The 10,440-nt window shown below is 71.8% G+C and carries 6 protein-coding genes; 5 read left to right on the forward strand and 1 reads right to left on the reverse strand.

Annotated features, from left to right (window positions below):
- Positions 1–66 precede the first annotated feature (66 nt).
- Complete coding sequence (locus FNH08_RS33760) at positions 67–759, reverse strand: ScbR family autoregulator-binding transcription factor (protein ID WP_322725947.1); 693 nt, start codon at positions 757–759, stop codon at positions 67–69.
- A 530-nt stretch (positions 760–1,289) separates the two neighbouring features.
- On the opposite strand from FNH08_RS33760, the gene FNH08_RS33765 reads away from it, so the two are divergent.
- The 5 genes from FNH08_RS33765 to FNH08_RS33785 all read left to right on the forward strand — a co-directional run bounded on the left by FNH08_RS33765 (position 1,290) and on the right by FNH08_RS33785 (position 10,316).
- Entirely contained in the window at positions 1,290–2,399 is a 1,110-nt protein-coding gene (locus tag FNH08_RS33765) for a ParB/RepB/Spo0J family partition protein (protein WP_228034511.1), read from the forward strand.
- Between the two features lie 190 nt (positions 2,400–2,589).
- Positions 2,590–3,384 (forward strand): thioesterase II family protein, encoded by a 795-nt coding sequence (locus tag FNH08_RS33770; RefSeq protein ID WP_152775335.1) that lies wholly within the window; start codon positions 2,590–2,592, stop codon positions 3,382–3,384.
- A complete protein-coding gene (locus tag FNH08_RS33775; RefSeq protein ID WP_152775336.1) occupies positions 3,381–7,235 on the forward strand; it encodes an SDR family NAD(P)-dependent oxidoreductase in 3,855 nt (1,284 codons plus the stop codon). Before FNH08_RS33770 ends, FNH08_RS33775 begins: the two co-directional genes overlap by 4 nt.
- A gap of 169 nt (positions 7,236–7,404) precedes the next feature.
- A complete protein-coding gene (locus tag FNH08_RS33780; protein ID WP_152775337.1) occupies positions 7,405–8,478 on the forward strand; it encodes a condensation domain-containing protein in 1,074 nt (357 codons plus the stop codon).
- A gap of 383 nt (positions 8,479–8,861) precedes the next feature.
- On the forward strand, positions 8,862–10,316 hold the full coding sequence (locus FNH08_RS33785) for a serine hydroxymethyltransferase (RefSeq protein WP_152775338.1): 1,455 nt from the start codon (positions 8,862–8,864) through the stop codon (positions 10,314–10,316).
- Positions 10,317–10,440: the final 124 nt, after the last annotated feature.

A 10,440-nucleotide genomic window follows, 5' to 3' on the forward strand; every position in this document is an offset into this window, starting at 1 on the left:
TGTGTATAAGAGACAGGTCCTCCCTTGTTCTTGCCTTGTTCTCGCGGCTTTCGGGGGCGGCTCCGGTCACGTAGGCGCGACCCCGGTCTTCTCCAACTCGGCGTTCAGGGCGCCCTCTTCGGCCTCTCGGCGCGTCGACCGGATACCCGTGCCGCCCGGATCGAGGCCGGCCAGGGCCTCCGGCGTGGCCAGGCTCGGCAGTACCGCCCGCCAGAGACCGGTGAGTGTCCTGCGCGAGAGCCACTCCGGGTCGCGGCGGCCGAGCACTTCCAGGCCGGTGGTCGCGGCGACGATCGTGGCGGCCACGTCGGTCCGCGAGGCCCGCCGGGTGTTCAGCAGCCCCTCCGCGGCGGCCTCGGCGAGCAGCTGCTCCACGCAACCGCGCCACTCCTGACGCAGGTTCAGCGCACCGCCGACCACCGCTTCGCAGTTCAGCCGGAAACCCGCGCGGGCCACGACATCGGTGCGCAGCAGTTCGCCCAGGGCGTGCGAGGCGTTCGTGAGCCGTTGCAGCGCGTTGGTGTCGGGCGGCTGGGCCAGCCAGGCGGCGCGACGCAGACTCACCCCGGCCGTCGTCTCGACCGTCCGGGCCACCGCCGCCTTGCTCTCGAAGTGGAAGTGCAGGGCCCCTGGGCTCACGCCGGCGCGGGCACTGATGTCCGCCAGCTTCGCCTGGGCGTAGCCGTGCAGCTCGAATGCCTGGGCCGCGGAGCGGATGAGTGAGCGGCGGGTGCGGACCGCACGTTCCTGTTTTGTCACCGGTGGCTCCTCACTGAAGGCGAACTGACCGGATTGGCGTGTATTAAGAAACCAGCATAGCGGTTTGTTTTTAGGGTGGGCAAGCCCTGGAGTCGGAGGGTTCGGCGCGTAGTCCCTGCTCGCAGCGTGAGGTCGGCGCGTGGGAGGTGTGGGAGCGAACAACCGCCCGTCTCGATGGGTGCCAAAAAACCGGCATGGCCGTATGTTATGTGGGAAGTTGTTCGCCCGAGGGTCTTCGGCGCAGTCGTTGCGGTGTCGTCCAGGGTGGCCATCGCGCGGCATACGTGCAGGTGGTAGCCCCTTTCGGGTGGCGCCAAGCGCATCCACCCCCTCTCGGGGCGGTGGCGTGAACCTCGGCGCGTCAAGGTCGTTCAGTAGGTGAGTTCAGCGAGAGGGTCGTAAAAAAACCAGGCGACTGGTATGTTTCTTTTCGAAGGTTGATGGGGGACCGCCACCTGAGCCACGCGTGCCGTCTGCCGTCTGCCGTCAACGACCGTGCTGGTAGTCACAGGGGGAGGAACCACCACGTCATGAACGTCCTCGACGCTTCTGCCGAACCGGCCGCCGACCTGGTGCTCGCCACCGAGACCGAGGAACTGCCGACCGGGCCGACCGGGCCGACCGGGCCAGCTGGATCGGCTGGATCGGCTGGATCGGCCGGATCGGCCGGGTCGGTCAGGCCGGCCGGACCGACCGGGGAACGGGCCACCGTCGCACTCAGCGCGCTGCTGGCCTCCGACTCCCCGCGAGTCGACGGCGAGAACGACACACACGTCCGGGCCCTGGCCGAACTGGACGCCCCTCTTCCGCCGATCCTCGTTCACCGCGAGAGCATGCGGGTCGTCGACGGCATGCACCGGATGCGGGCGGCCCGGCTGCGCGGTGACACGGAGATCGAGGTCGAGTTCTTCGACGGCTCCCAGGAGGACGCGTTCGCCCTGGCCGTCAAGCTGAACGTGACCCACGGTCTCCCGCTGACCCAGGCGGACCGTACGGCGGCGGCGACCCGGATCCTCACGGCCCGCCCCTACTGGTCCGACCGGCGGATCGCGGCCACCACGGGACTCGCGGCCAGTACCGTCGCGGCCATCCGGCGCCGTTCAACTGACCAGAACGGACAGTCGAACACCGCGCGGATGGGGCGCGACGGGCGGGTCCGCCCGCTGCACGCCGCGGAGGGCCGCCTGCGCGCCACCCAGGTGATCGCCGCCCACCCCGACGCCTCCCTGCGCGAGATCGCCGCCCGCGCCGGCATCGCCACCGCCACCGCGAAGGACGTACGCGACCGAATACGCGCCGGACAGGACCCGGTGCCGAACCGGTCCCGGCCGGCGACGCAGCAGCCGGAGCCGACCGCGGTGCCCGTGCGGCGGCCCGCCGGCCGCACCCCGACACGTACGTCGGCCGCGGCGATCGCGCTGATGCTGCCGAACCTCCGCAAGGACCCGTCGCTGCGCACGGAGGCCGGGCGGCTGCTGCTGCAGATGCTGAGCCTTCACGCGATCGGCGACGAGGCCAAGTGGCGCCGCCTCGCGCAGAGCGTCCCGGCCCACCGCTCCGACACCCTCGCCCAGGCCGCACGCCGTTGCGCGGACCACTGGCTCCGCCTGGCCCACGAACTCGAGATGCGGTGCCCGTGAGCACGGAGCCCCTCCCCGCTCTTCTGACCCTCTGCCGCAAGCGGCTGCACAGCCGGCTGATCCGGCTGATCCGGCCGATCCGACTGAGCTGGTTGAGCCGGCTGATCCGGCCGATCCGGCCGATCCGACTGCGGCGACGTCACCACCCCGACGTCACCACCCTTACCGAGAACTGCCCTGGAGGACCTGCATGACCGTCGACACTGTTGACACCGTTGATCTGGTGGCCGAGACCCCCTACATCTGGCGGGCCCGGCGCGGCGACCACCGCCACCGGCTGATCTGCTTCCCGCACGCCGGTGCCGGAGCCGGTGCCTACGCCGAGTGGGCCGCGCTGCTGCCACCGGAGATAGAACTGGCGGCCGTCCAGCTGCCCGGCCGCCAGAACCGCATCGCCGAGGATCCCGTCACCGAGGTCGCGCCCCTGGTCAGAGTGCTGACCCAGGCGCTGCGGCCCGTCATGGACGGACCGTTCTCCTTCTTCGGGCACTCCGGCGGCGCGATCCTGGCCTTCGAACTGGCCCGCGCCCTCAGGGACAAGGGCGGCCCCCAGCCGAGCCACCTGTTCCTGTCGGCCCAGTCTGCGCCCGGACTCCGCGGCGCCATACAGCAGTTGCACCACCTTTCCGACGAGGAGCTGACGGCCGAGGTGGTCCGTCTCGGCGGTATCGAGCCGGAGATCGCCGAGGACGAGGACGTCATGGACGCCCTGTTGATGACCCTGCGCGCGGACTTCGAGCTCTGGGAGAACCACGACATCGGGCCCGGCGCCCCCTTGGACGTCCCGATCACCGTGCTGAGCGGCGACACCGACCCGCGCGCCCCGCTGGCCACGCTCGACGCCTGGCGCGAGCAGACCGGAGCGCGCTTCGAGACGCACGTCTACCCGGGCGGCCACTTCTACTTCCTCGGCCAGGCGGCCGAACTGACCGGATACATCAGCCAGACACTGCTGGCGCCCCAGATGGCAGGGAGGACCTCATGACCACGTCCGGAGCGATCGACCCGTCCCTGATCGACGGGCTCGCCGCGGCCGCCCGCTCGGTTCCGGGAGTACGGGAGGCCGTAGCCGTGGTCCGCCAGGGGACCCGTACCGCCGTGTCCGACGCCCCCGGGGCATCGGCGCCCGAAGCATCCGAGGCCGAGGCCGAGACCGAGGCGGACGGCGGCGACAAGCCCTCCTCGAAGACCCACGGCGGGCCCGTGCACATACCCGACGGCGCCGCCACCACCCTCCAGGAGGCGCTACGCCAGGCCGCCGAGCTCACCCCCGAGAAGGGCACCACCTTCCTGCGCCGGGACAGCGCACCCGACCTGCAGACCTACCCGGAGCTGCTCGCCGAGGCCGAGCGGGTGCTCGCCGGCCTGCGGGCGGCCGGGCTGGAGCCGGGGGACGCGGCGCTGTTCCAGTTCGGCGACCACCGCGGCTACATGACAGCGTTCTGGGCCTGTGTGCTCGGCGGGTTCGTGCCGACGCCGGTCGCGGTGGCGACGACGTACGCAGCGCACAACGAGGCCAACCGCAAGCTGCGCGGCGCCTGGAACCTGCTCGGGAACCCGGTCGTCCTCACCGACGCGGCCACCGCGCCCGCACTGAGCGCGGTGCGCGAGCTGTGGGGCGAGTCGACGGTGCGCATCCTGACCGTGGAGTCGCTCGCCGCGTACGAACCGGACACCGACTGGTACGCCACGACGCCCGACACCCCGGTGATCAACCTGCTCACCTCCGGCAGCACCGGCGTACCGAAGTGCGTGCAGCACACCAACGCCAGCGTCGCCCAGCGCAGTTGGTCCGTGGCCCAGGGGCGCGGCTACACGTCCGACGACGTCAGCCTGATCTGGATGCCGCTGGACCACGTGACGATGGTCTTCTACAACATCCGCGACATGTTCCTGAGGTGCAGTCACGTCAACGGCCGTATCGACGACTTCCTCGCCGACCCGCTGCTGTGGCTGGACTGGCTCCAGGAGTACGGCGCGACGAACACCTGGGCCCCGAACTTCGCCTTCGCGCTCATCAACGAGCACGCGGACGAGATCGCCCGCCGGTCCTGGAACCTGTCCCACGTCAAGGAGTTCGCCAACGGCGGCGAACCCGTCATCGCCGCCACCAGCCACCGCTTCCTCGAACTCCTCGCCCCGCACGGCCTGCCCGCGGACGCGATGGCGCCGGCCTGGGGCATGTCCGAGACCTGCTCGGGCGTCACGTACTCGACGCAGTCCCGCACCGACCGCACCTCCGGCACGCTGGTCGTCGCGCCCTCCTCCTTCGACGGCGACCTGCGCTTCCTCGACGGCAAGGAGCGCGGCGGGAAGGACGCGGTGGCGTTCTCGACCGTCGGCGGGCCGCTGCCCGGTGTGACCATCCGGATCGTCGACCCCGACGGGCAGGTGCTGCCGGAGGACCGGATCGGCGAGCTGCAGATCCGGGGCGTGACGATGATGCGCGGCTACCACGGCAACGCGGAGGCGAACCAGGCATCGTTCGACGCCGAGGGCTGGTTCCGCACCGGTGACCTGGCCTTCGTGCACGACGGTGAGCTCGTCATCGCCGGGCGCAAGAAGGACCAGATCGTCGTCCGTGGCGCCAACTACATCGCGCACGAACTGGAGAACGTCGTCGAGGAGGTCGAGGGCGTCCGCGTCACCTTCTCGGCCGCCGCGGGCGTCCGCGAACCGGGGGAGGGGTCCGACCGCCTGGTCGTGTTCTTCGTGCCGGTCAAGTGGGACGCGGAATCCCTCCGGCGCACGTGCCGGGACGTCCGTACCCGGCTCGGCAAGGAGGTGGGCCTCGCCCCCGATCTGCTGGTCCCGGTCACCGAGGCGGAGTTCCCGAAGACCGCCAGCGGCAAGATCCAGCGGGCCGCGCTCGTCGCCGACCTCAGGGCCGGACGGTTCGCGGACCGGATCGAGACGGAGAGCGAGGAAGACGAGTCGGCGGACACCTGGTTCACCGCCCGGCAGTGGGCGCGGCTCGACGCCGTGGCCGGTGACGGTGACGGCGACGGGAGTGAGGGCGAGGGCGTACGGGTCGTCTTCGCCGAGGAGGACGAGGACGAACAGGTCGCCCGACTCGGCCTGACCGGTGACCAGTTGGTCGTCGTCGGTAAGGGGGACGGTTACGTCCAGGAAGGGCCCGGACGCTTCCGGGTCGCGCCCGGCGACACCGAGCAGATCCGGCGCGTGTTCACCAGGGTCGCGGCGCAGTACGGGGCGATCGACTCGGTGGTGTACGGCTGGCCGTTGCCCGGCCCCGGCGACCCGGCCGACCCCGCCGTACGGCTCACCGAGGTCACCACACGGTTCACCGGGCTCGTCCGGGCCCTGGAGGGCGACGAGTTCGGGCGGCCCCTGCTGCTCCTGCTCACCGAGGGGGCCGTGCACGTCCGCCCCGGCGACCACGTCGACCTCGGGGTGTGCGCGCTCCCCGGGCTGGTGCGCACCGCCGTCAGTGAACTGCCGCACCTCACGGTCCGTCAGCTCGACCTGCCCGCCGACCGCGCCAAGTGGGCGTCGGCCGTGCAGGGCGAGCTGGCCGACCGAGCCCTCGCCGGTGTGGTCGCCGCCCGTGAGGGACTGCGCTGGCAGCCGCGTCTGAGGCCCGTTCCCGAGGAGGAGGCCACCGCCGGGGGCGCGCCGTTTGTACCCGGTGGGCTCTACCTCGTCACCGGCGGCCTCGGCGGTATCGCCCACGACCTCGCCGGCTATCTGCTCGCCGCGTACGGGGTCCGGCTGCTGCTGGTGGGCCGCTCGCCCGCCGAGGGCGACCGGGCGGAGGCGCTCGCCGACCTCGCCGCGCTCGGGCAGGTGACGTACGAGCGGACGGACGTGGCCGATCCGGTCCGGCTCGGGGCGGCGGTCGCCGCCGCCGAGGAGCGGTACGGCCGTGCCCTCGACGGGGTGCTCCACCTGGCCGCCGCCGACGTCAGCGACCAGTGGGCCAACCTGGAACGGCACACGCTGGCCCGCGAGAGCGAGGCCGCCTTCACCCGGCAGTACGCGGCGAAGGTGGCCGGCACCCTGGCGATCGCCGAGCTGCTGGAGAACAGACCCGGCGCCTCCCTCACCCTGTTCGGCTCGGTCAACGGCGAGTTCGGCGGGCACTCCTTCGGCGCGTACGCGGCGGCCAACACGTTCCTGGTGGGCTTCGCCGACCACTGGCGCCATGAACGCGGCCGTGACGTGCGCTGCCTGGGCTGGAGCGTGTGGGAGAACACCGGCATGAACCGCGGGCAGTCGTCGGCGGCCGCTCGCCGACGCGGCTTCCGCTCCATCGACCCCGACGACGGGCTGCGCGCCTTCCTCACCGCGAGCGGGCTGCCGCACCACTACCTGCTCATCGGCCTCGACCTCGACAACCCGGTGATCCTCGCCGAGCTGGCGACGGACGAGCTGAACGCCCGCGAGGTCCTGGTCGCCTACACGGCCGACGGCACCGACCCCGACACCGTGCGCGCCGCGCTGGAGCCGGTGCTGAGTGAACTGTCCGTCCCCGTACGGCTGCTGGAGGTCGCCGCCATCCCGACGGACGCGGCCGGCGGCGTCGACACCACCCAGCTGCTGCTGGACGCGACGCCGCAACCCACAGGCAGCACACGGGAGTTCGAGGAGCCGGTCGGCGACCTGGAACGGCAGATCGCCGACATCTGGGCGGAGGTGCTGGGCCGGCCCACCGTCAGCCGCGGCGACTCCTTCTTCGACCTCGGCGGCAACTCCCTGCGGGCGACCCGCCTGCTGGCCCGTATCGGCGACGAACTCACCGTCCGGCTCACCACGCACGAGCTGTACGAGAACCCGACGGTCGCCGGGATGGCGGCGGCCATCTCGTCGGGCTGATCCGACGTCCCGGCGTCCCGGCGGCCGTGAGGCCGCCGGGACAACCGGACGAACATGCGCAACTGACCGACCTGAACAGTCGAACAGCTGAATCGCCGGACGAGAAAACCCAGGAACGAAAAGCCGAGGAACGAAAAACAAAGAACGAGAAACGGGGGCGAAGAAAGTGATGGCGAGGCAGGCAGGGAATTTCCAAACGGTCGTCCATCTCGTCGGCGTCCTTGACGCGGACCGACTGCACACCGCGGCCCAGGCGCTGCTCGACCGGCACACCCATCTGCGCACCACACCCGGCGGACGGGTCCTCGATGGCGTACGACTGCCGTGGGAGGTACGGGACTTCACCCGGCTGACCATCGGAGAGCGCAGTGAGGGCCTCGACCGCCTCCTGTACGAGGACCGGCGCACCGCTCTGGAACCGGGACCGCTGCTGCGGGTCACCCTCGTCCGGCTGGGCTGGGAGCACCACGACCTGCTGGTCACCGCCCACCCCGCACTGCTCGACAGCGAGTCCGTGCGCCTGCTGACCGAGGACCTGCTGCGCCTGTACGCCACCTGCGGCGACCCCGGACTCCTGCCCCGCCGGTACGGCTTCACCGGACCTGTGGGGCCACCGGCCGAGCCGCCCGACATCGGCAGCGTGGAAGCCGTGCTGCCACCGCCGGTCGCCCGCCAACTGCCCATCCGGGCGGCCGAGTCGGGCGTCCCGGTGGAGGTGTTGGTGCAGGCCGCCTGGGCCGTCGTACGGGCGGAGGAGGCCGGCGGCCGGGACGTGGTCCTCGGGGTCACCGTCCCCGGACGGCCCCCGGACGCCGGGGCGCTGCTCGGCCCGTTCGCCCGCACCGCCGCCGTACGCGCCGTGTGGGGGCCGCTGGACACCGCCGCCGACCTGCTGGTCCGGCTGCATCGGGCGCCCGCCGTGTCCGCGCCGTACGACACCGTCGTGGACTGCGGGCCCGAGCCCCGGCCGGCGCCCTCCGCGGGCGGCATCACCGTCGCCGCGTTCCGCGCCTTTCCCGACCGGCCGCAGGCGCTGACCGTGGTGGCCGACACGGGGCCCGGGTTCCGGGTCCGGATCGAGTACCACCGCACCGCCTTCGACGACGCCTCCGCCCGCGCGCTCGCGGCCCGGCTGGCGCACGTCCTGCGGCATTTCGCCGCCGAACCGCACGCGTCCCTGGGGCGCGTCGACGAGCTCTCCGTTCTTCCGAGTTCCCTTTCCCGGCAGCTCGTCAATTCCTGATCGACTGCTCGAATTCCGGCCACCGTTGAACGGTTGTCCGACGCGGGGCGGGAAAGTTACGGTCCTTTCCATCGCAGGAATCGCAGGAATCGCAGGAATCGCAGGAATCGCGAGAATCGCGGGAATTCGAGAAACGGACCGAATTCGAAAGTCGGCCGAACTCGGAAGCCGACCGAACTCGGAAGCCGGCCACAAGCAACAAGCGGGCCGAGCACGAGAAACGCCCCCCATGCGAGAAGCGGGGCCGCCGGGCAAGCGGCGGGCCGAGCGCGAGAGAAGAGCCGGGTCCGGCAGACGGGCCGAATCACCACAGCGGGCCGAAGAGATTCCGTTCTTCCGGGCTCATTCATCAACGACATTCATCGAGAAACGAGGTGGACGACATGGCCGGTCATTGGAGCACCGACCTGGTGGAGACGGCCCGCAAGAGCGCAGGGGCCGGCGCCGAGGGGACACGGACGGGCGAGCAGGCGGCCCTCCTGGCCATCGGCATGGAGACCCTGCACCAGGGCGATCCGGAGCTGGCGCGGCTGCTCGACGCGGAGGTGCGTCACCAGGGCACGACCCTGGCGATGATCGCCTCCGCCAGCATCGCGGACCCCTCGGTCCTCGCCGCCGGCGGCGCCGCCCTGTCGAACGTCACGGCGGAGGGTTACCCCGGGGCCCGCTACCACCCGGGCGCCGTCCACTTCGACGCCGTCGAGCGACTCGCGGTCGAGCGAGCCAAGGAGTTGTTCGGGGCGCGTTACGCCAACGTCCAGCCGCACTCGTGCTCCTCGGCCAACCTGGCGGTGCTCGCCGCACTGGTCCCGCCCGGCGGCACGATCCTCGGCCTGGACCTCGACGCCGGCGGTCACCTCACGCACGGCTCCCCGGCCTCGGTGACCGGCCGTCAGTACAAGGCGCTCCACTACGGCCTCGACTCCGCCGGACGCATCGACTACGACCAGGTCGAGGAACTGGCCGTCCTGCACCGGCCCTCGGTGATCATCGCGGGGGCCAGCGCTTATCCGCGGACGGTGGACTTCGCCCGGTTCCGGGCCGTCGCGGACCTGGTCGGCGCCTATCTCCTCGCGGACATCTCGCACATCGCGGGCCTGGTCGCCACCGGCCGGCACCCGAGCCCCATCGACGTCGCCCACCTCACGACGACCAGCACGTACAAGCAACTCGGCGGCCCGCGCGGCGGGTTGATCCTCAGCGGCGCCGAGTACCGCACACCCGGCCCCGACGGCCGCACCCCGCTGTCACGGCTGATGCAGCGCGCGGTGTTCCCGCAGTCGCAGGGCACGCCCAGCCCGGCCACCATCGCCGCCAAGGCCCGCGCCTTCGCGGTCGCCGCCTCCCCCTGGTTCGGCGAGACGACCCGGCTGATCGTGGAGGACGCGAGCGCGCTGGCCGCCGAACTGGCCGCGCTCGGCTACCGGATCCTCACCGGCGGCACCGACAACCACATGGTCCTGATCGACGTGCACGACCGGGGCCTGACCGGAGTCGTCGCCGAACGGGCCCTGGAGGAGTGCGGGATCCTCGCCAACCGCAACCGCATCCCCGGCGACACCAAGCCCCCGCTGGTCACCAGCGGACTGCGCCTGGGCACCAACATCCTCGCCCAGCGCGGTATGCGCCCCGAGGACATGGCCGACTGCGCCCGCCTGATGCACACGGTCCTGGAGGGCACCGCCTCCGTGACCGACACCGAGTACGTCATCGATCCCGCCCTCGTCGCCCGCGTCCGTGGCGCCGTACGCGACCTGTGCGTGAGCAACCCGCTGCCCCTGGGGCAGACCACCACCCCCGCGACCGAGACCGCGATCCTGATGGGAGCCGGACAGTGAACCACGACCACCTCCAGGACACCGACGCGCAGTGGGCGCCCGTGCTGCTGCCGGCGGACCGGCCCCGTCGGCCGGACGCCGTGTCCCGGTGCTCGGCCGCGGTCCACGCCGCCTTCCGCACCCC

Source organism: Streptomyces spongiae, assembly GCF_009377185.1.
In the GTDB taxonomy this organism is placed as follows: Bacteria; Actinomycetota; Actinomycetes; order Streptomycetales; family Streptomycetaceae; genus Streptomyces; species Streptomyces spongiae.

What these genes read in the sequence shown, in the direction of transcription:
- FNH08_RS33775 (WP_152775336.1), top strand. Translation starts at nt 3,381, where the DNA reads ATGACCACGTCCGGAGCGATCGACCCGTCCCTGATCGACGGGCTCGCC.
- FNH08_RS33785 (WP_152775338.1), top strand. Translation starts at nt 8,862, where the DNA reads ATGGCCGGTCATTGGAGCACCGACCTGGTGGAGACGGCCCGCAAGAGC.
- FNH08_RS33765 (WP_228034511.1), top strand. Translation starts at nt 1,290, where the DNA reads ATGAACGTCCTCGACGCTTCTGCCGAACCGGCCGCCGACCTGGTGCTC.
- FNH08_RS33770 (WP_152775335.1), top strand. Translation starts at nt 2,590, where the DNA reads ATGACCGTCGACACTGTTGACACCGTTGATCTGGTGGCCGAGACCCCC.
- FNH08_RS33780 (WP_152775337.1), top strand. Translation starts at nt 7,405, where the DNA reads ATGGCGAGGCAGGCAGGGAATTTCCAAACGGTCGTCCATCTCGTCGGC.